This window comes from Bacillus sp. EB01 (assembly GCF_000613125.1).
In the GTDB taxonomy this organism is placed as follows: domain Bacteria; phylum Bacillota; class Bacilli; order Bacillales; family Cytobacillaceae; genus Bacillus_D.
Genome location: NZ_HG964497.1, coordinates 1,851,145 through 1,873,051, shown reverse-complemented (window position 1 = coordinate 1,873,051; position 21,907 = coordinate 1,851,145). Strand labels below are relative to the sequence as shown.

General features: G+C 40.5%; 19 protein-coding genes and 1 riboswitch. Of the genes, 4 read left to right on the top strand and 15 right to left on the bottom strand.

Annotated elements, in window-relative coordinates; all coding sequences use genetic code 11:
• Positions 1-33: 33 nt before the first annotated feature.
• Positions 34-501: a GreA/GreB family elongation factor gene (locus tag TY16_RS08330; protein WP_043931399.1), complete on the top strand. Its 468-nt coding sequence runs from the start codon at positions 34-36 to the stop codon at positions 499-501.
• Between the two features lie 176 nt (positions 502-677).
• Here TY16_RS08330 and TY16_RS08325 read toward each other — a convergent pair whose 3' ends face one another.
• Complete coding sequence (locus TY16_RS08325) at positions 678-1,922, bottom strand: MFS transporter (RefSeq protein ID WP_043931398.1); 1,245 nt, start codon at positions 1,920-1,922, stop codon at positions 678-680.
• Between the two features lie 226 nt (positions 1,923-2,148).
• Between TY16_RS08325 and TY16_RS08320 the strand changes: the two genes are divergently transcribed.
• A complete protein-coding gene (locus TY16_RS08320; protein WP_231505585.1) occupies positions 2,149-3,177 on the top strand; it encodes a CdaR family transcriptional regulator in 1,029 nt (342 codons plus the stop codon).
• A gap of 67 nt (positions 3,178-3,244) precedes the next feature.
• Here the strand turns inward: TY16_RS08320 and TY16_RS08315 are convergent, their stop codons facing one another.
• On the bottom strand, positions 3,245-4,381 hold the full coding sequence (locus TY16_RS08315) for a glycerate kinase family protein (protein ID WP_043931396.1): 1,137 nt from the start codon (positions 4,379-4,381) through the stop codon (positions 3,245-3,247).
• Between the two features lie 211 nt (positions 4,382-4,592).
• Positions 4,593-5,894, bottom strand: coding sequence for a GntP family permease (locus TY16_RS08310; RefSeq protein WP_043931395.1), 1,302 nt, complete (start codon positions 5,892-5,894; stop codon positions 4,593-4,595).
• Positions 5,895-6,505: 611 nt separating this feature from the next.
• Between TY16_RS08310 and TY16_RS08305 the strand changes: the two genes are divergently transcribed.
• Entirely contained in the window at positions 6,506-6,811 is a 306-nt protein-coding gene (locus tag TY16_RS08305) for a monooxygenase (RefSeq protein WP_043931394.1), read from the top strand.
• Positions 6,812-6,923: 112 nt separating this feature from the next.
• On the opposite strand, the gene rlmD (TY16_RS08300) is transcribed toward TY16_RS08305, so the two are convergent.
• Positions 6,924-8,300 carry a 23S rRNA (uracil(1939)-C(5))-methyltransferase RlmD gene (gene rlmD / locus TY16_RS08300; protein WP_231505699.1) on the bottom strand — a complete coding sequence of 459 codons (1,377 nt, stop codon included), beginning with the start codon at positions 8,298-8,300 and terminating at the stop codon, positions 6,924-6,926.
• A 296-nt stretch (positions 8,301-8,596) separates the two neighbouring features.
• Positions 8,597-8,773 carry a hypothetical protein gene (locus tag TY16_RS26540; protein WP_197028374.1) on the bottom strand — a complete coding sequence of 59 codons (177 nt, stop codon included), beginning with the start codon at positions 8,771-8,773 and terminating at the stop codon, positions 8,597-8,599.
• Between the two features lie 144 nt (positions 8,774-8,917).
• Here TY16_RS26540 and TY16_RS08295 point away from each other — a divergent pair, with 144 nt between their 5' ends.
• A complete protein-coding gene (locus tag TY16_RS08295) occupies positions 8,918-9,529 on the top strand; it encodes a sugar O-acetyltransferase (protein WP_043931390.1) in 612 nt (203 codons plus the stop codon).
• Positions 9,530-9,929: 400 nt separating this feature from the next.
• Here the strand turns inward: TY16_RS08295 and TY16_RS08290 are convergent, their stop codons facing one another.
• The 10 genes from TY16_RS08290 to TY16_RS08245 all read right to left on the bottom strand — a co-directional run bounded on the left by TY16_RS08290 (position 9,930) and on the right by TY16_RS08245 (position 21,707).
• Entirely contained in the window at positions 9,930-10,616 is a 687-nt protein-coding gene (locus TY16_RS08290) for a hypothetical protein (protein WP_043931389.1), read from the bottom strand.
• Between the two features lie 359 nt (positions 10,617-10,975).
• Positions 10,976-13,036, bottom strand: a complete 2,061-nt coding sequence (locus tag TY16_RS08285; protein ID WP_043931388.1) for a DUF4179 domain-containing protein — start codon at positions 13,034-13,036, stop codon at positions 10,976-10,978.
• A gap of 254 nt (positions 13,037-13,290) precedes the next feature.
• A complete protein-coding gene (locus tag TY16_RS08280) occupies positions 13,291-13,863 on the bottom strand; it encodes a DUF4256 domain-containing protein (protein WP_043931387.1) in 573 nt (190 codons plus the stop codon).
• A gap of 24 nt (positions 13,864-13,887) precedes the next feature.
• Positions 13,888-14,910, bottom strand: coding sequence for a serine hydrolase domain-containing protein (locus tag TY16_RS08275; RefSeq protein WP_043931386.1), 1,023 nt, complete (start codon positions 14,908-14,910; stop codon positions 13,888-13,890).
• Positions 14,911-15,016: 106 nt separating this feature from the next.
• Positions 15,017-15,757 (bottom strand): amino acid ABC transporter ATP-binding protein, encoded by a 741-nt coding sequence (locus TY16_RS08270; protein WP_043931385.1) that lies wholly within the window; start codon positions 15,755-15,757, stop codon positions 15,017-15,019.
• Between the two features lie 13 nt (positions 15,758-15,770).
• Positions 15,771-16,454: an amino acid ABC transporter permease gene (locus TY16_RS08265; RefSeq protein WP_043931384.1), complete on the bottom strand. Its 684-nt coding sequence runs from the start codon at positions 16,452-16,454 to the stop codon at positions 15,771-15,773.
• 74 nt (positions 16,455-16,528) lie between these two features.
• Complete coding sequence (locus TY16_RS08260; RefSeq protein ID WP_043931383.1) at positions 16,529-17,359, bottom strand: transporter substrate-binding domain-containing protein; 831 nt, start codon at positions 17,357-17,359, stop codon at positions 16,529-16,531.
• Between the two features lie 132 nt (positions 17,360-17,491).
• Positions 17,492-17,596: riboswitch (SAM riboswitch) on the bottom strand.
• A 644-nt stretch (positions 17,597-18,240) separates the two neighbouring features.
• Positions 18,241-19,620: a 23S rRNA (uracil(1939)-C(5))-methyltransferase RlmD gene (gene rlmD / locus TY16_RS08255; protein WP_043931381.1), complete on the bottom strand. Its 1,380-nt coding sequence runs from the start codon at positions 19,618-19,620 to the stop codon at positions 18,241-18,243.
• Positions 19,621-19,677: 57 nt separating this feature from the next.
• Entirely contained in the window at positions 19,678-20,541 is an 864-nt protein-coding gene (locus TY16_RS08250; protein ID WP_043931379.1) for a DNA-3-methyladenine glycosylase family protein, read from the bottom strand.
• 287 nt (positions 20,542-20,828) lie between these two features.
• Positions 20,829-21,707 carry an AraC family transcriptional regulator gene (locus tag TY16_RS08245; RefSeq protein ID WP_043931378.1) on the bottom strand — a complete coding sequence of 293 codons (879 nt, stop codon included), beginning with the start codon at positions 21,705-21,707 and terminating at the stop codon, positions 20,829-20,831.
• Between the last annotated feature and the right edge of the window lie 200 nt (positions 21,708-21,907).

Sequence of the window (21,907 nt, the reverse complement as noted above, 5' to 3'; positions counted from 1 at the left end):
AGAAGTTCGATCCAAGCCAGGGGGTTATCTACTATGAACCATAGTCAGCTCCTTAGCAAAGAATACTTCATACAACAGTTGGTTTACATTGATGAAAATATAAAGGAATTGACCCATCTTTATCTATCTTCCACTCCAGTTGACGAGCGGAAGAAGGACTTTTATAATACCTACTCACTTGAAGTTGAGAACTTAATAAAAGAAAATCAACGGAATGATAGTATTTCATCATTCCAAAAAGTATTCATCGGGACAAAGGTCACAGTTATGTATGATGATGACAACGAAACAGAGGATTATATCATTTGTTACCCTGACGAGTCGGACCCGGATTCGGGAAGTATATCCTTTTTGTCCCCGGTAGGCAGGCAGCTTTTGCTGAAGAGTATTGGTGAAAAGGTGGCACTTAAAGTTCCAACAGGGGTGCTTTCGGTAACTATTAAGGAAATTGAGTTCGCAGGGCAAGCCTTGGAATTGGAAAGCACATTGAAGGAAGCATGAGCAGTGGCTCATAGCTTTTTTAGCATGGCAGCCTTCCCGACTGATGCGATATTGCGTTAACAGGAAAATAAAACATCCCTATTAAAAAGCAACGATACCCCGGCTGGATCGTTGCTTTTTCTATTCTTCCACCTGGCACACAAGAGCTGTCTCAACCTTCCCTTGGTCATTGTTTTTCAACTTTCTTTTTGTACCGTTTCCCCTGCTTTCATAAGAATTTTGTTTCGCCCCAGGAGGATTGCTAACACAACAATGAATATCCCGGTTCCGGAGAGGAGCCATTCAATTTTGATGATGTCTGCGATAGGGCCGAATATCAGCATGCCAATCGGCATCATTGAGGTAGAAATCATCCCCATCACGCCAAACACTCGCCCTAAATAATTCTCTTCTATTTTTTCCTGTAAAAGAACCATAGTTGGTGTATTGAAGATTGGCATGGTTACTCCAAAAACAGCCATGAAAACTAGATACAGCCAAAAGACCGGTACAACCCCAAGCGCAAATGTGCAAACTCCCATGATGATACTTGAAAACGCCATTGTTTTAACTCGATTCGAAAATCCTCCCCAGGCCGCAATGATACCTCCACCGGCCATCATCCCTATGGACCAGGCAAGCTCAATGGCGGTTAGTCTCCATACATCATTACCGAAGCTGCGAGTAACCTGCAACGGTGTCAAAAATGCAGCTGGGGCCATTAATACAAAGAAGACTGCGAAGAAAAGAAAAAACGACTTTAGATACTGATGATTGTTGATATAGTGCAAGCCCTGTTTAAAATCACTTAAATAACTAGTTGTTTGCTTCTCCTTTGCCTTCTCATGGACAGACACTTTTAAGAATAAGAGCAAGGTAACAATAGCAATGGCTGCGGTGATAACATCAATGAAGAAGATAATTTCAAGGGATGCCATTGCCAGCAACGCCGCACTGACCATCGGAGAAACGAACATGATGACAGCCTGAATTGTTCCATTGATTCCATTTACTTTTGTCAGCTTATCCTTTGGGACGATTTGCGGTAAAATTGCCCCAACGGCCGGTGTTTGAATCCCTGTACCGAACGCACGAACAGCAGCCATCACAAACAGCAGCCATACATCGTCATATCCCATTAGGAACAGGATGGCAAGAATGAGTGTCGCCACTGCAATGAGTCCATCCGCTAACACAATCAGCACTTTCCGATTAAAGCGGTCCGCCCACACACCGGCAACCGGAGACAAAATAAATGTTGGAATAAAGCCGCAGATAATATACAACGTCATCATAACACCGGACTCAGTCGTTAACGTGATATGCCACATAATTGCATACTGGACCAGCGAGGAACCAAACAGAGATATGGTTTGGCTTGATAAAAAGAGAACAATATTCCTAAACCAATTGTCCTTATGGTCAATTGTTTCTTCGTTCATAGTTAACACTCATTTCCTTCAAATTGTAGTAGTGAAATGGTACCCTTTATCCACAAGCTTTGCAACTGCAAATTGCACCTGTACCTGCATTTAATTTTTCCCGCGGCCTGGCCCGCAGCCAGCGGATTTGGAATTACACTGAAAACCAAACGGCCTCTTAGGTTATATTGAAAAAAACGTTGGTAATGCTAAAATTTAATCAGGTGGAACAAAAGGAGTTAATCCATTGAATATATTAAGACAATCTCTGGCCCAAAATATTGTAGATAAGATGATGAAGGATATTCCGTATAATATAAATATTATGGATCGAACCGGAATTATCATTGCAAGCGGAAATAAAGAAAGGATTGGCACGCTTCACCATGGTGCTGTTGAGGCGTTAAAACAAGGAAAAACGGTAGAAATCTATAAGGATGAGAAATTTGTAAAGAAGGGTATTAACCTGCCAATTGAATTAAATGGAATGATTGTTGGCGTGGTTGGAATAAGCGGTGAAGTAGAAGAAACAAGGCCTTTTGGAAACCTTGTTAGATCAACCGCAATTTTATTAATCGAGCAAAACCATGCATTGGAAAAAGAAAACCTGGAAAAGAATTTAAAACAGGAGTTTTTCCAATTCATTACCGATCCTGAAACAATTTATACTAAAGAACTCACCGAACAGGCATTATCCTACAATATCAAGCTAAACGAACCCTCCCAAATTGTATATGTAGAATTACCGTATGATTTTGATAAGGATCGTATTAAGAATTTCCATTCTTTTAGGCTATCAAGCAGCGCGATTTGCTTTATAGTACAGGATCAAACTATAACTCACTCTTTGCAAGAACAGATTGATAGCAATTATCCTGATGCTCTTTCTTCAATTAGCAATATAAATGATAAAATTTCCGATGGATTTCTGCAGGCCAAATCTGCAATGCGTGTATTAAAAGGTGTTTATCCGAATGAAAGATTCATTTCCTATGCGAAGTGCGAATTTATCGCCGACCTAGCCTACATGGAAAAAAACGATACAAAATCTGAGAGACTCATCCATTTACTAGAACCACATGATGAACTGATCAAAACTCTGCAGATTTATCTTAGCTGTAACATGAACTTAAACGAAACGGCCAGCAAGCTTATCATCCATAGAAATACATTAAACTACAGATTAGACAGGATTTTTAAAATCACCGGCAAAGATCCAAAAAACATATTGGATCTCGTAGAATTGATTTTTATGCTGATTCATCGAGTAAAATGAAATGAGGCTGCCCAAAGCTTAAGGACAGCCTCTTTCCATTTTATATTAGGCTAAATTAATGAGCACCTTATTTCAACAATCGAGCAATGCTTTCAGATGTTCTGGCAACATTCGCTTTCCCTTCTGCCAATAAGGTCTCAATGTCCGCTGCTCCCGGTACAATTCCAAAAATAGCGTCAAAGCCTTCGTCGTATAACGCTTCTACATCCTGACCAATATAACCAGCAAGTGCAATCACTTTGATATCGCTATTGACACTCTTGGCTGCCTGGGCAACACCAAAAGGCGCTTTACCAAATTTCGTTTGGAAGTCAATGCCGCCTTCACCTGTAAAGCAGTAATCCACATCCTGAAGCTTTTCTTTTAATTTTGTATATTCTATAACAATTTCAATTCCCTTTTTCATTGTGGAATTTGTAAAAGCAAGAAGTCCTCCGCCAAGACCGCCTGCACCGCCTGCACCAGGGACATCGACCATGTCTACCCCAATTTGCTCATTTACTATTTTGGCGTAATGTCTTAAATTATTGTCCAAAAGTTGAACCATCTCGGGAGTTGCACCCTTTTGCGGCCCGAAAACTGCTGAAGCGCCGCGCTCGCCGCATAATGGGTTTGTAACATCCGAGGCAACTAGGATTTTGATATTTTTCAATTCAGGGATCACATTGGATGAATCAATTGTTTCAAGATCTCCTAAATATCCACCTCCGAGCGGCAGTTCATTCCCTTCCTTATCCAGGAACTTGTATCCGAGAGCCGCTGCCATTCCAGTACCGCCATCATTTGTTGCACTTCCGCCAATACCAAGGATGATCTCGGTAATGCCTTGTTCAATACAAGCCCTGATAAGCTCGCCTGTACCAAATGTTGTTGTAATCATAGGATTCTTTGTTTCTTTCGTTACGTAGTGAATCCCGCTCGCAGATGCCATTTCAATAACACCTGTCCTGCCATCTCCTAAAATGCCGTACTGGGCGGTAACTGGTGTGCCAAGTGGGCCAGTTACTTCTTTTTGAATTAATGTCCCGCCAGTTGCATCAACCAGCGACTGAACGGTGCCTTCACCGCCATCTGCCATTGGTACATAAATGCATTCGGCATCAGGGATTGCTCGTTTTATGCCAATTTCCATTGCTTCACAAACTTCTTTGGCTGTCATGCTTTCCTTAAATGAATCAGGAGCCAATAAAAAAGTTTTCCCCATGGTTATCACTCCTTTTTTTTATAAAATGGCTGTGTTAAACAAGTCTGTTGATTTCCGCTACCGGCGCTTCGCTTTCCGTGGGGCGGGCGGTGAGCCTCCTCGTCGCTTTGCTCCTGCGGGGTCTCACCTGTCCCGCTGCCCCCACAGGAGTCTTCGCGCCTTCCGCTCCAATCAACACTGCTATAAATTCAACAATATCCATTTACACAGCCTATAAAATAAACCCGAACAAGATTACAGCTACAATTGTCATTGTTAAACCAACGATGCTTTCATATCCGACAACTTTCATTCTCTCTTTCATGCTCATGTTCATGGCATTTCGTGTCACATGGAAGTACGTTCCGTGTGGCAAGTGGTCTATTACTGTAGCACCTGCATGTGTCATAACTGCCGCAGAAAGTGGTGCAACTCCAGTTTCAAGTATTGCATCCGAGAACGAGCCAGTAGCCAGGATAACACCAGTTGATGTGGAAGCCGTCGCTGCTGCCATTAAAATACCTGCAATTGGTGCAAGGAACGTACCAGATATACCTGAAGTTTCAACCAAGCTAACAACTTGGGCTGGAAGATCCGAAGATGTAATTAATCCGCCAATCGCACCCGCCCCTATGATGATGAGGATGGTAGGTGTCATTTTATTTAATCCGGAAGTACTAAAATCCAAGAATTGTTTTCTTTTACCCAGAGCAATCGTACCAACTAACCCTGCAAACGGCAGGATAAACAATGAATCGATTTTCAATTCAGCAAGAGCATCGATTCCAAGCATGGAACCGATAGGGCTCATCATTAAAAGAACAATAGCAATGATTGGAGTGACAAGGGCTTTTGATAATGCAGGCAAATTCGTGGAACTAGCCTTTTCCAATTCGGCTGCTTCCTCATCCGATACCTTTGTACCTTTATACTTAATAATTGACGCGATAATAACAGTTACAACAACTCCGAAAACAGCAGGAACAAAACCACCGATCATGACTTGGTTAACGTCAAGGTCAAACCCACCCGCTGCCGCAATCGTATTCGGATTAGGGGAGATGATATTACCTGCTTTACCACCGCCAGATAAAGCTACAAGCAAAGCAATTTTGGAATAACCCATTTTGTTACCGACAGACAATGCGATTGGTGCAACAATCAGTACAGCAACAGGAATGAATACACCTACTGCGGTAATAATCATCGTAGCCAATGCCAGGGACAGCATCGCTTTTGTCCCGCCGAGTTTTTCTACAATCGCTTTCGCAATGCTTTCCGCTGCTCCCGATTCCATCATGACACCAGCAAAAACACCAGCAGCGATTATCCTAATAACTGTACCTTGTACACTTTGAGTTCCTGAAACTAGAATGGAGACTACTTCTGAAAAGTTGGCCCCGCCGATGAAAGCGCCAACAATCGCGCCTAAAATTAATGAATACGTTGGAGCGAGTCTAAACAAAATTAAAATAATTGCAAGCGCCAGACCAAGTAAAGCGCCAACCCAGCTAATATCTATTGATGCTGCCATATAAATTCCTCCTACTCCTCATGTTGTTGTTTAGAATGAAATATCTTTCTTAAAATTGAAATCGCAGTTCTGCATTCTATATATCATTGCTTTATAATTTTGCACAAAGAACTGATTCGTTGCTAGAATTTAATAAGATTTAAGATGCCCCCTATCAGTCTTACTATAAAAGCCCTTTCATAGAATACGCTTTCATTATAGGCTTAAATTAATTTTTCAACTATTGACGGTTTAACAAAAATCATTGTGCAAATGCACCAAATCATTCATCTTTGCCGTATTTTTTAACTCTGTGGATTATTATTCATGCCCCCTGTAAGAGCAGATTCGGAGCATAACACTAAATGAAGAAAAAGCCCAATCTACAAAAAAGGCATCCCGAACGTCCATCTTCAATCTACTTTTTTCAACAAATACTTGAATGTGTTGTATAAACAACAAATCCCATAAACTATTGGTTTTGATGAACTTTATTATTGGATAACATTCAATCGTAGAGCAAATCATAGAGATTGCTTCATTTTGGATAAAGTGATAAGCATTCAAAAGAGCATTAGCACTAGGAAATCCAAAAATTTTCAAACCTATAAATTTTAAAAAGGAGAATGACAATGGCATATGTATTACAAGTGGATTTTAAAATGGATGGACCATTCGGAGATGAAATGGCAGAGGCGTTCTCTGATTTAGCGAAGAGCATTAATGAAGAGGATGGCTTCATGTGGAAAATTTGGACAGAACGTCCTGAAACAAAGGAAGCAGGCGGAATTTATATTTTTGAAACAAAAGAAACCTCTGAAAAATATTTGGACATGCATTCCAAAAGATTAGCCGGCTTTGGCATAACAGATGTCAACGCAAAGATCTTTGCAATTAATTCTAAACTTACTGAGATTACTAACGGCCCGGTAAAATAGATTCTTATTTAAATAATATCCTCTTTGAAAAAGGTTCCTTTTTGCATCTAATAACATGATTAAAATCACTAAAATTCAATTGACGGAAACCTAAAAGGCAACGACCCGAGGGTCAGTTGCCTTCTTTCAGTATCAATTTCGCAACAGCTTCAACATGAACGGTGTGTGGAAAAAGATCAACTGGCTGAACTACCTCAAGGGTATAGCCGAACTGTTCAAGTTCCTTAATATCAGTAGCAAATGTATCTACATTACATGATACATAGACAATTCGTTCTGGTTTAGCCCGCCCGATTCTCCTCATTACTTTTCCGCCAGCGCCTGACCTTGGCGGGTCAAGCAGCAATAGTTCTGGCTTTCCAAAGCTCTCAAGGATTTCGTCAATTCCTTTTCTCGCATCCTTTGCGAGGAAGGTTGTGTTATCAATTCCATTATCCGCAGCATTGCGCTTAGCGGATTCAATGGATGTCTCAACTATTTCTATGCCTGCAAGTTCTCCTACCCTATTCGCGAACGGAAGTGAAAACGTTCCGACACCACAGAACAAATCAATCATCTTCTCTGACTTTTTCGGCTGACCCATTTTGATTGCCAATTCAACCAGCTTTTGCGCCTGGGTCGGATTCGTCTGGAAAAAGGTATCAAACCATAATCGGAACCGGTATCCATCCATTTCATCATAAATGAAATCGCGCCCAGCCAGGATATGGCTCTTTTCTGATTGAGTACGGTCAGCCCAATCCGTATTTTCCAGCCATAATAAGCTTTTTACTTGAGGGAACTTTTCAGTAATTCGCGTTACTAAATCATCAGCCGCCGCTTTCAAATGAGCAGCATCCGGTGCCTCAGTCGCAAACAGAGCAAGCATCATTTCACCTGTTGCAAATGATTGTCGAACCATCAAGTGCCGCAGCAAGCCTTCATGCAAGTCCTTATTATACCCGCTCAATTGATGATTTTTTGCCCAATCGGCAACTTCCATCGATGCCTCGACCATCTCTTTACCTGCAATCAAACAAGTTTCAAGTGAAATGATCTTCCGGAAATTCCCTTGTTCATGCAAGCCAAGTGTCCCGTCCGGAGCAAACGTGAACTCCATCTTATTGCGGTAATGCCAGGGATTGTCCATTCCGATAGTATCGAAGACTAAATTTGGATCGAAGCCCTGCGATTCTATCGCTTGTTTCACATGATTCGTCTTTTGTTTTAACTGACCTTCGTATTCCCAGTGCTGCCACACGCATCCGCCACATTTTTCAAAATGCGGACATGGAGGGGCTGTTCTTTCAGGATGAGTCTCCAATATTTCATTTGGTAGTGCTCTCCATCTTCTTTTTTCAGGCCTGTCCACTGTTACACTCACTTTTTCGCCAGGGAGAGTAAGGGGAATAGTCAGTTTCAACTTCTTTAAGTTGCCATGTTCATTTTCACGCCAGATAGCAGCCTGGCCCGAACCCTTCTCATCCAACCGGTGGATGTCCGCAACCATTGTTTCAGCATTGATTGTCAATCGGTTCTCCTCCTTCATTCATTTTCACACTTCTATTAAAAGAGCCTCTTACGGCGCTAAAATTTTTGACACACTTCACCTAGTATAAAACAGAATAACAAATTATTAAACACCTAGTAGATTTTAACATATCATTCAGGATTGAAAAAAGGAGTAGGAGTTTCCATTCAACTTCCACCAAAAAACTGCACCCTTAAAAAAAGGAATGCAGTTTGCTAAATTATATATAGTCTAACTCCATAACTTTTCTGACCTAGGAACATGGCTAATTGAATTTATTCGATATATCCATTTTCCTTCAAAAATTCATACGCTTCTGTCTGCTTCTCATCTTTAATTTGAAATTCAAGGGTGCTATCAACAATTTTGGCACACCTGCCGCCGAATGGCTTGAGCATTTCTTTTATTTCTTTTATTTCCACAGAATTTTTTAATGGGTAATTTACTTTCATCTACTATCCACCTCCTAAAACTATTATAGAAAAACAAAAAAATCCGAAATATGATAAAACTCACAAAAAGAAATAATGGCTATTCATTTACCTTGAGCACATCAATTTGATTGAGATACTATTCAATAAAGGAAGTGATTATATATGTCCATTAAGGATAAGATGAAAAGCGGGAAATTGTATTACGCGAACGATGAAGGTTTGATGAAAGAGCAGATGCAATGTTTGGACGTATTGTATGACTTTAACCATACCAGGCCTTCCGAGGTAGAAAAGAGGGAGGGGATTTTAACCGAATTGTTTGCTGAAGTAGGCACCAACGTCTATATTGAACCTCCACTTCATGCAAACTGGGGACGGCATACACATATAGGAAATGATGTCTACGCCAATTTCAACCTGACATTAGTAGATGACACCGATATCTATATAGGCAATAATGTACTTATTGGACCAAATGTAACGATTGATGCGGGAACTCATCCGATTCATCCTGAATTACGGAGAAATGGTGCCCAGTTTAACCTCCCAGTAGTTATTGAGGATAATGTTTGGATTGGCGCAGGTTCCATTATCCTGCCTGGAGTCCGAATTGGAGAAAATACAGTGATCGGTGCTGGCAGTGTGGTTACCAAGGATATTCCAGCAAATGTTATAGCCGTGGGAAGCCCTTGCAGGGTAATGCGGAAAATCAATGAACGTGATCTGGAATATTATCATAAAGACATGAAAATAGATGAAAAGGATTTACTCTAAACACCCCTTCTCTTACATAATTTTAAATCACAGGTGATTTCAAAAGTCAAATTGATAAATAGATAGAATGACAATGGTATTATCTAATGTTGTCGGATTTTTGTTAATCAAACGTTTGATTAAATTTGATTGGGGCCTTGAGAAAACAGGATATGTAGATGTCGAAAAAGCCCCGCGGAATTTGTGTCCCAATATAAAATGTCCATCTAAAAATGCATTCAGTTTTTAACTTGAGTGCATTTTATTGTGTTCCTTTTTGCGTGACATAGCAGTAGTTGTTTTAATAAATGTCGTCGAAACTGCTATCCAGCCAGCAGCAAAAAAAAAAACAAAGGCACCTTCTCCCCGAAGTACATATGGGGTCAGGCACCTATATCATGGAAGCACTGATATCCTTCTTCTATTTAATTTTTTGCTGGATGTTCGTGTAAGCAATTTCAATGTTTCCTGGAAGGACAAACAGATAATCGATTAAACTCTCCAAAAGGTCCATTAGATAAGCAGCAGTCTCATCATCCAAATCCTTTTCCAACTCCAAAATTTGATAAAAAGGATTGTCGGGGTGAAGAAGCTGGTCTAGATAACGGATAGGCTTCACTAAGTCCAAATTCTCCAATATCCGTTCTGTTTGCTCAGAAAGGGGCTGATTCCCTTTATCGCCTGTAAAATGTTTAAAAATGCTTTCAATAACACGTTTTGACATCACCGCTGTGGCGGCATTGTCCTTCATCTGATATATATTTAATGCTGAACGGTAGGCCCGGACTAAATCCGGAGGTATGTCCCGGAGCTGTTCTAGTTGGTTAATTGGTTGTTTAGAAGACCGGGGGTCATAGATATAAACATCTATATCACTGCCTATGTCATCTGGAACATCTTTTAAAATCATAGAAAATGTGGATTCCTTTTTGCAGGATGAGCACGAGCCTTCTGTCAAAAAACCATTTTTGCCTGCCTGATAATTTGCTTTGATTAAAAAGTTGCTTGTTTTCCCGCACTTGGGACAAGCTGTTTGAATGTTGTTTGGAACTTTGGAATGTCCATAATGGCTATAAGAGATAATAGAGCTTTTCCTAATTCTTCTCATATGACCCTCCAGTTTTCATAAGACTCTATCAAAATAAAGAAAATTCCGTCTATTATTTTCATTATATTCCCTCTTACGTATAAATAAATGCATACAAAGTGGCATTTATGGACTTAGAAATGAAGAACTATACTACTAAAGTACCTAGTTACCAAAAATGCATAGGTCTTTTCGCGTTCCACACCAAATAAATTTAGATTTTTTAGTAGTTCTTAAACTCTATGTTTTTAAGGATTCTCCCGGTTCCATTTTCCAACACCCAACTTGAAATACAGTGTAAAAATCAAAAAAACAACAAGGGCATACCGAATAAGGTTACCCTGGGTCTTCCGCGAAATCTTTCCTCTCACTTCATCCTGTTATTCCAACGAAATCTTTACCATTTCATTCAAAAATTTTGTTGTGGTATAGCTATAGATCTCGAGAATTTTCGGGATATTATCTCCTTCATTCTTACTACGGAACATAATATTTTCTTCCGTAAAGAAATAACGCGGTTGTTCGAGTTTCTCATAAACGAAAGTGATTTCATTTGGGTCGTACTCAATCCCCTTTTTATCAACAAAAACTCCTTTCGGATTCATCATTTCCATTTCCATTGGAGTATTTCCATCCTCCCCGAAAATTTCAAAGTGAAGTGACTCGAATGCCCGATTTTTAATTGCATGATTGCTTATGACTACATTGGTTGAGTCACCAGCCTCAACCCTGTCGATGGATATTGTGCTGCCTGCATATTCAAAGGTTTGTGGATATTTCTCTGAAGCATTCAGTTCGATGGTCCTCTTGTCTTCAACCGTTAAATTAGCAGATTCTATCCAAACATTGGCTTCTATAGGCTTTTCTCCATAAAGCGGGTCAAAATGCATGTGGTAGGTCATCCACTCATTGATTCCATTTCCAAAATTATTGCCATACCTATCCGCTTTAAGTTTTTTATTGTTTACTTTCAGATTTCCAAAATTAAGAGCATCAATTCGTTTTCCTGAACCGCTAAAAGGAATTGCATATTCAAGAATCGTCGCTGTCGGAGCAATGGTCAGTTTATCAAAACGAACCGGAATCCCCTCGATTTCTGTTTCTTCATCCAAGGCATATTCCGTAGAGGGCTTTTTTGTTACAGGAATCTCGAAGTTCCACTCGCCTGTCTCAAAGCTCAAATTCTCGTAAGGGATATAATTCTCCCTGTCATCAGAAGCACGGATTAATTTGTAAAGCTTAGTGATCTTCAGCTCAATTGTCCCCTTGTCCTTCCCCAGGGGTAAGAGACTCATTTTTCCCCGAAACACGTTTTTTTCTCTCTTATTTTCATTCGATTCAAGGTGAGGAAAATAGTGCCTCGGATATGCCGCACGGTTCATGATTTCATGTTCATTCTCCACAATAACCCCATCTTGATACATCATGAAATATTGATCATCTTCATCCGTATCTTCTATTTCATAAAAAACGAGAGTCTGGACATCATCAGCAACCACGCTTTTAATTGTAATTTTAACCCCTTCGCTTTCCGCTACCAGGTTAAGCACCTTCCCCAGGTCCTGCTGGAGAAAGGCACGCAGTTGCTGATCTTCCTCCGCATATGAATAGTAAGCGTTGGTAAAGGCCCCTGTAATAACTTCTATACTAATAAAAAGTGAGAAAACACTCGCAAAAACAATCCCGATTCTAAAACGTTTCCTGTTCTTCAGTTGCCTTTGCTTTTCACTTTCTACCAATTTGGCCTTGAGGCTCTCGAGAAAATTGGCTGGCACATGAAAGTCTTCTGTCTTTTTTGGAAGAGTTAATATGGTATCCTGGAAAGCAGCCAAATCCTCCTGGCAGTTTTGGCAATGGTATATATGTATCTCGAATTCAACCTTTTCAGGCCGGTCCATTTTCCGTTCCAAGTAATCAATGTAATTTTTATGATACTCTTTACAGCCATTTAAGCTCAGCTCAAATCCCATTCCCTTTTTTAGTGACTGGACCGCGGACAACAAATGCTCTTTCAGCTTATTCTCTGTAATTCTGAGAATACCTGCTGCACTCTCCAAGGGGATTCCTATTATATATTTTAGAACCACCGCTTCTTTCTCATACTCTTCCAACTGATCAAGTGCTTTAAATAAATCCTGTCGTGGTTCACTTGTCTCTAAATGTTGTAAACTTCCATTAACTGAGAGCTCACGGCAGATATGTATGAAAATGGATGTTACCCAAATTTCAAATGATGTTTCCCTCTTAAATCGAGGCAACTCCTTTTGCACTTTAATTATGGAACGGTAAAAAAGTTCTTCCATTTGCCGCTGATTTCCTAAATAGGACCAACCCAAAATATAGAACGATTGTTTACGCTGATTGAACCAATTGACGATGGATTCCAAGCTTTTTTCACTTATTGGAGTGATTGAAATGGGTTCTATTTTTGCTGGGATCATATGTGTTCCCCCTTGGACATTCTCTTTATACCTAATGATATAGGGACAACCAGTTATTGGCAATAACATTTGGGAGTTTACACTTTAGAAATTGGAGCCAGTCTATTTCTAGGTTTATCTGGAATTCCAGCCATTAGAATCGAAACACTTGTCGTTATTGGTGGAGTTTCAAAAAGGGATACAACCTACAATGCACTTTGTAGGTTGTATCCCTTTATGTGTGTTTACATTTTCTTATTCTGACTATGCAAAATTCAGACCCTTAACGAGCCACGGAAACCCCTAGCACCATAGTAGGAATCTGCACCGTTATGATAAACAAAGACCGTATCGTAGCGGCGATCACAAAAAAGGGCACCGCCACGTTTTCTAATATCTGTGGGTGTTTGCACCCAACTCGATGTTTTCAAATCGAAATTATCGAGTTTCTGCAACTCTCGATATTGTTCTTCCGTTAAAAGTTCAATGCCCATGGCAGCCGCCATATTAATAGCACTATTTTCTGGTTTATGTTTTTTCCTTGCCTCTAGCGCTTCATGGTCGTAACACACACTTCTGCGGCCTTTTGGACTTTCCGCTGCGCAATCATAAAAAATGTATTCATCTTTCTCTTCATGATGACCAACAACATCCGGTTCGCCGCCAGTGCTTTCCATTTCATTGAGCGACCATAACTTTTCAGGATTTGCATCCAGCTTGTCTTGGACTTTAGCCCATTCAAGACCTTCATGTCGGTGCATGTTTTTCTCAAATCGCGCTTTCAAGACTCCGAGTAATTCTTCACGTTGTTCCAATGACAACTCCTTTTTATTACTGATTTCAGTCATATAAGTACCTCCTTGTTGTTTTTCCTAATAATGTTTAAGCCTGTTTAGTTCATCTTCAATGCCTTTAAAAATTTCGTATGCACCATTAGACTTGTTCGAACAGACCACAACTGTCCTAGAATTCTCTGGGTAATAAGCAGAGTGAAAACTAACTCCAGGGTCATATCCCATTACATGATATTTTAAAATGTCAGTTCCCTTTTTCTTTATCCAAATTCCAAGACCATAAAAATTATCTTTATCATCGACTTGTACATTTGGAGTTAACAAAAGTTGGGTATATTCTTTACTTAAAAGTCCATTACTCATTAGTGTCTCCCACAGTTTCACCATATCTACAACCGTAACATAAGCTCCTCCATCTGAACCACCTTTTACGGGTAATGAATAGATATTCGTTTTCCATGTTCCGTCAGGATAGTCTATGTAACCCTGCGCCGTATTCGGAGGAAGAGCATCAAATTCAAAATATCCCGCCCCCTCCATGCCAGCTTTCTTGAAGATATGTTCCTGTATGTACTCAGCAAAGTCAAGTTGACTAGCTTTCTCAATGAGTAAACCAAGCAAAATATATCCTGCATTATTATAGGAAAATCTTTCTCCAGCTTTAAACTTCATAGGCATATCTTGAAATAATGGAAGAAAGCTTTTCAAACTTCTTAATTTATACATGGGATTACTAACCCACAATTCTTCAAAATCATCCATTACTTCTTCATCAAAATAGTCAGGTATCCCAGATGTATGAGTTAGAAGATGGTGAATGGTTATACCATTATCAAAGTACGGGAAATTAATCTCTAGACACTCTTTTAGCTTCATATCAAATGAAAGTTTCCCCATTTCCACAAGCTGGCAAACGGCTATGGCTGTAAATAGTTTGCAGCCTGATGCTATTCCGTATTTAGTATTTGTATTGTTTTTTATTTGTTCAGAACGATTAGCATATCCAAAGCTTACATCTGCTAATACATCCTCATTACCTTTAACTAAGACCGTACCTGAAAATTTATTATTACTCTGAATATCTGAAATACTCTTTATCATGTTTGTCCTCCTGTCCTTATGGAGCTATAAAACTTCTTTGAATCACTTTTCTACTTATAAAAAAAATTATAGCCTATAAAAACAAAAGAGGAATCAAAATAGATTCCTACTTTAACACCTTAGATAAAAATTGCTTCGTTCTTTCTTTTTCGGGAGTTGTAAAAATAATACTTGGAGGTCCTTCTTCAATTAGATAACCTCCATCCATAAACACAACTCGGTCAGCAACATCTCTGGCAAACCCCATCTCATGGGTGACGATTAGCATTGTTTGGCCCTCACTAGCCAAATCCTGTATTACTGTTAAAACTTCGTCCACAAGCTCCGGATCCAGTGCCGATGTTGGCTCATCAAAAAGAAGGAATTCCGGTTTCATCGCTAGAGCCCTTGCAATGGCGGCCCGCTGTTTTTGTCCTCCGGAAAGCTGTTCAGGATATTTGTTCTTATGATCCAGTAAACCGACTTTTCTTAACAGCTCGTCCGCTTCAGCTATCATTTCGGTTTTATCTCTCTTTTGAACAATTATCGGTGCCTCTATAACATTCTCCAATACAGTTTTATGAGGAAACAAGTTAAAATGCTGGAATACCATCGCTGAATGCTCTTTTATTTCCCTCTTTTGCTTTTTCGTTGCTTCCTTACCCGTGAATTTAAAACTATCTTTTTCCAGTATTATTTTTCCCGAAGAAGGTGTTTCCAGTAAATTCAAACAGCGGAGTAACGTTGTTTTTCCAGAACCGGATGGCCCAATGAGACACACTACTTCTCCTTTTTGAATTGATAGATTGATATCTTTCAACACTTCATGGTCGCCGAACCTTTTTGATAAATTTAGGATTTCAATCAAGTTCCCTCCTCCTTCACACTAAATATTTATTAAATTTCTTTTCGAGGTAATCTTGAAACACCGTAATGACTGAACAAATTCCCCAATAAATAAGCGCAATCAATATGTACATGGTCAAGCTTTCATATGTTTGCCCAGAGATGACTTTCGCCCGGTAAAACATTTCCGGCACAGTAATAACCATGGCCAAGGAAGTTCCTTTTATAATATCCATAAAAGTACTGGCCAAAGGAGGAAGCGCTATTCTTGTCGCCTGGGGCAAGATTATTCTCCACATAACCTGAGCATAAGACATTCTCAATGTTTCGGCTGCCTCCCATTGACCTTTTGGCACAGAAGAAATAGCTGAACGAATGACTTCGGCTATATAAGCAGCGAAATGGATACTAATTCCGATAACAGCAGCAGTAATCGCCGCTAATTCTATCCCCACCAGTGGAAGTCCAAAAAATAAAATGAATAAGATTGCCAGAAGTGGAGTGCCACGCATAAAGGATATATACACCCTTGCAGCCGAACGAGTTACGAAATTTTTAGACATCCTAAACAAAGAAATAATTAAGCCCAAAAACAGGCCAAACACCATTCCCAAAGCGGAAATCAGCAGTGTAAAACCGGCGCCTTCTAATATAAAGGGAAGTGAATCAATAACCAATTCAATATTAAATACATATTCCCATTTGAAGTCTTCCACGATAACCCCTCCCTCTTTATTTTTCTATAACGGCAAAAAAGGAACCAAAAAAGTTCCTTTTTTGGGCGTTATTAAATTTACAGTCCTTCAATATCAACTTTTTTCGAGGTATCTGCTTTGAAGAACTTCTTTGAAATTTCGCCAACCGTACCATCATCAATCATTTTTTGAAGCTCTTCATCCAACTTTTCCTTTAACTCAGGGCTATCCTTTTGAATGACAAATGCACCAGTGCTTGGTTCGAACTTTAATCCTTCCACCAACTTTAAACCAGGCTTATTGTACTGTTCCAATGTCTGAATCAGGACAAGATAGTCATTCAGCATCGCATCCACACGCCCGTTCACGATATCGGGAAGTACGGAATCCGAACCGGTATAGGCTACTACTTCTGCTCCCTGTGCTTCAGCAAACTTTGAATAGTTACTTGTTAATGAACCTCCAACCTTTATGCCTTTCAAGTCTTCAACCTTTTGTATGGAATTGTCATCTTCCCTGACAATCGCTGAACCGTACGAGTACTTATAAGGAATCGTAAAATCGAACTTTTCCTTTCTTTCATCAGTAACGGTAAAGTCATTGGCAGCCAAATCAATCTTACCGGAACGTAAACTTGGTAAAAGTCCATCGAATTCCATAGTCTTAAATTCTACTTCCAAACCAAGGCGTTTACCTAATTCCTTTACGATTTCAACGTCCGAACCAGTCAATTCTTTTGTCTTTTCATCAAAGTATGTAACCGGATAGTAGAGCCCTTCTGTCCCAACAACAATCTTTCCACTTTCTTTAATTCTTTCCCATGAGTTCTGTTCTTTTTTTGCCGAGCCTGATGAAGAGCTTTCCTTGCTGCCACATGCTCCTAAAATCAATACCAACCCTAGTAAAATTAATAAATAACTTTTTTTCATTCTCTATTCCCTCTTTTCTTATCTTTTTACTGAGATTTAAAATTAAAAAAATTAACTACCTAGAACACAATAAAACCTCCCATCTCGTTAAATAAAACAAGATGAGAGGTTAATTCATTGAAGTAAGTTCTCACCTTATCTTTCAAGCATTTCTGCCTGTTGGATTTGGCACGGTATTAACAAAACCCGCTGCCGAGGTTTCAAAGGGCCAAGTCCCTCCACCTCTCTGGATAAGATAATAAAATTATTTAGCTATAAAAGAAGAATAAAGAGTAATAACCCAAAAGTCAATAAGATAATTAAAAATTAAAAAAGTATTCTCTTAATTACTATTTTTCAATAACAATTCACAGGCAATTGAACTACCAGCGAATAATTACTGACCAGTTCATTTCTTCACCTGCCTCTAAAGTGGAACTTCAGTAAAAAAGAACTTCTAAACAACTGAAGGTACAATAATCATGAAACTTATACCAGCAAACAGTTATAGAAAAAGAGCGCGATTATACATGTATATAATAATAGTAGCACTCCTGCTTTTTTGTCCAAAAGCCGGTAAAGCATATGCGGTTAGCGAAATTCATGCGTTTAGTTTGTGTGCTACTTTATGAGTTGCTGAAGCCTTTTCGAAAATTTCTCACTCTTAATCGTTTATATAATCATTGCAAATAAGCAAAAATGTTATCCCGATATCATCATCACTGATCAGAAATTCCGTAAAAGCTATACCATTTTAACAAAGAAAACCTCTTTCAAATAGAAAAGGGGATTTACATGGCAGGGTCATAGTTCCTCAAGTTTTAAGTTTTCGAATAAAAAACCTGTCACTACCCGACTTTGCCGATTTTTTCGGCTATATACTCCGGAGTGACAGGCTCTTACTATTTCAACTGTAATTTCACAATTGCTTCAACATGTGCCGTCTGCGGGAACATATCTACGGGTTGAATGTACTCTACATTATAATTACTGCTCAATGTCTGTATATCTCTTGCCAATGTGGATGGATTGCAGGATACATAGACGATTTTCTTTGGCTTTACTTTGAGCAAGGTTTGCAATAGGCTTCCATCAAGACCGGTCCTCGGCGGGTCGACGATGACGACATCCGGCCTCCAGCCTTCCTTTGTCCATTTCGGCAGCCAGTCCTCTGCTTTGCCTGTCACATACGTTGAATGTTTAATGCCGTGGCGGGCGGCGTTTTTCTTGGCGTCTTCGATGGATTCGGGGATGATGTCCATTCCCCTGATTTCGCCTGCCTGGTTTGCAACCCAGAGCCCGATTGTGCCAACTCCACAATAGGCGTCGACGACTTTCTCTGTTCCTGTCAGTTGGGCGGCTGCTTTCACCTCGTCATAAAGCTTAATCGTCTGGATCGGATTCAACTGGAAGAAGGTCCTGGCTGACAGTTCAAACTGCAAGTCCCCCAACGTTTCCTGTATAAAGTCACTTCCTGCAAGAGTGGAGGTTTCTTTTCCAAAAATCAATGAGGTCCTTTCGCCGTTGATGTTCTGGACGATTGACTTCACGCCAGGCAGTCTCTTTGTAATTTCCTTAATCAGCAATTCCTTTTTTGGTAGATCCCGCTGTGTTGTAATCAAGACAACCTGCAGTTCATTCGATTGGATGCCAACGCGCGTAACGATGGTCCGGACAATCCCTTTTCGGGTTTTTTCATTATAGATAGGAATGTGCAGGTCCTGAAGGATTTGCCTTACCTTCAACGTAGCGTCGGTTGTCGCCCCATGTTGGACCGCGCATTGCTCGATGTTGATAAGCTTATGCGAATTTAAGCCGTATAAGCCCGCTAGCACTTTTCCTTTTTGGACACCTACCTGGAAGCTGCTTTTATTCCGGTAAGCCCATGGGTCTTCCATGCCGATCATTGGGCGGACGTCGATTTCAACAAGATTCAGCTTTGTGTGTCGTTCTAGTGACTGAAGGACAATGTCTCGTTTTTCAACAAGCTGCTGCTCATACTTGAGATGCTGGAGCTGACAGCCTCCGCATTGTTCATAGACAGGGCATGGCGGTGCAACCCGGTGCGGTGACTTCTTACGGATCTTTTTAATCCGCGCTTCTGCAAACTTCGGATTAATTTTGGTTGCCTCAACGACGACTTCTTCTCCTGGAAGCGCGCCGGGAACGAAGACTACCTGCCTTTTGAAATAGCCGACGCCCTCGCCATTGATGCCCAGCCGCTTGATTGTAAGAGGGAATTCCTGTTTCTCTTTTATCTTAATTGCTTGATCTTGTTTCATGATGCTCACTCTTTTCGTTCTACTATTTGGCAGACAAGAATCCCCGCTCTGCCGTTATTATTCAATGCTTCTCCAAAGATATAGGGAGGCGTAGCTGAGGTAGGGTTCCCAGCCTGTTTTGTATTTTTCCATTTCTTCAATGGTTGGTTTCTTTTCCAGGTTGTACAGTTTTTTCAAGGCGTTTTGGATTCCGATGTCGGCCATTGGGAACAGGTTCTGCCGGCCGAGCCCGAACAAAAGGAAGTTCTGGATGGTCCATGCGCCAATGCCCCGGATTTTAATCAGCCTGTCAAAAATGGCCTGTTCATCCTCGTGCTTGAGTTCTTCCAAATCCAGCCCGCCTTCAGTTACGGCTTTGGCAATATCAATTACGTATTCTGCTTTCCGGCCGCTAAACTGCAGCTCGCGTAGTTCCTCGACTGTCAATGCAGCAACCGTTTCAGGGTCCGGATAGAACCAGGCTCCATCTTTTTCAAAACCGTACTTTTTCACAAACCTTTCCGTAAGCTTAATCGCAAACGCCATATTAAGCTGCTGATGGATAATGCATTTCAGCAGGCAGCCAAACGGGTCGAAGTCAAGAATCAGTGGTGTACCGACATGTTCTTCAAAAATGATAGTGAGATCAGTTTTTCCAAAATGCTCGTGAATATCCTTTAAAGGGACCTCCCACTGGAACACCTCGCCAAGCCGCTTGATAATCCGTTCTTTGTCTCCGTATTCTGCTTCAATTAAGAAGCTTGGCTCCTCGGTCGTTCCAGTTGCTGTTACTTTTGCGGTAAAAGCTTCGCTGTCCAATTTTATCGGTACCTTGATTGTCCTTTTTTCAAGGTCAAGCGCATTGAGTGGGTCCATTGAAAGCCGGTCGAGGACTCTGTCAAAATTATAAGGGCCTTCTATTACAATCGTTTCCTGCCACACACTGGTTTCCCCTTTAGGTTAGTTTCCCGTATTATAGCATGTTTTCCTGTGATGGCATAAAGTGATGGTGCAATCTATAGCGTTACTTCTCACCCCACTAAGGCTGATCAATATTTTTAAAGTTGAACCACAAGCAATTGGGCTTTTCATACTGTTAATCCCCACCTATATTTTCGGTAATCTTAGAACCCTGAGTTGGGTTCTTCTTTGGGCAACAGGGTGGGCTGCATGTTAATGCGGGATAATGTAAGCAATAAAAAATTGCCCTGAAGATTCAGGGCAAAGGGTTATTGTTTCTTTGGTGCAACTGGGATCCAAATTTCACTCCTATACCTCGGCGAACTTGTATCCTTACTTTCGTTCCAGAGGATTTCAGGACCTTCAATAAGCTCATAGTTCGAGGACGGAAGCCATTCGGAATAAATTTTTCCCCACACAGTCTGCAACGTTTCAGGAAAAGGCCCCACTGCTTCAAAAACGGCCCATGTCATTGCCGGAACATCAAGCTGGGCAAGCTGCCCTGGGACGGTTTCGGTAGTCGCAACACCAATATAGTGGTCAAGCTCTCCTTTTTCCTCAAAGCGCCCCTCAGAAAAATTTACCGACGCACTAATCATGCCTGTTGGCTCTGTATTGGAAAGACTTTTTAGCTCGGTGATCAGCTCTGGTGTAAGACTGGCCCACATAGATGCGATTTCCGGATTTACCCCCTCGAAAATAATCGGGACTCTTTTAGTCAGACCGGCAATCTTAAACGGGTCTTTTTTAACAATCCTATAATTCATTTCGCTTCCTCCCTGAACGGTTAATTGAAAGAACATTCGCGGATAGGCTTTAAGCGGTCCGCTCCCATTTCGCACCTCTGATGGAGTGATACCATGCAATGCCTGGAAGGCTCTTGTAAAAGAATCTGGTGATTTATATCCATACTTGTTAGCAATATCAATAATCCTATCGTCACCTGTAGTGATCTCCGAAGCAGCTAAGCTGAGCCTGCGACGCCGGATATACTCGGCGAGCGGCACTCCTGCCAGAAAAGAAAATACCCGTTGGAAATGGTACTCCGAGCAAAGCGCGATTCTGGCAATCTTCTTTAAGTCAATCTCATTGGACAAATTGGCTTCAATATATGCAAGGGCTTCATTCAGCCTTTTTAAAGAATCCAAGAACACTCCTCCTTTCAAATTCAGAATAACAAATATCAGAATGGTTCTCCCGACATTTCATGCACAAATTTGCAGTCTAGAAGAATTCCAAGGTGACTAGCAACACGTTTGTACTATAAACTTATAGTATATTTTGAAAATGAATTTTCGAGCACAATGCCGATGAGGCTTTACAGCATTAAATTGAAATCGGAGGTCTG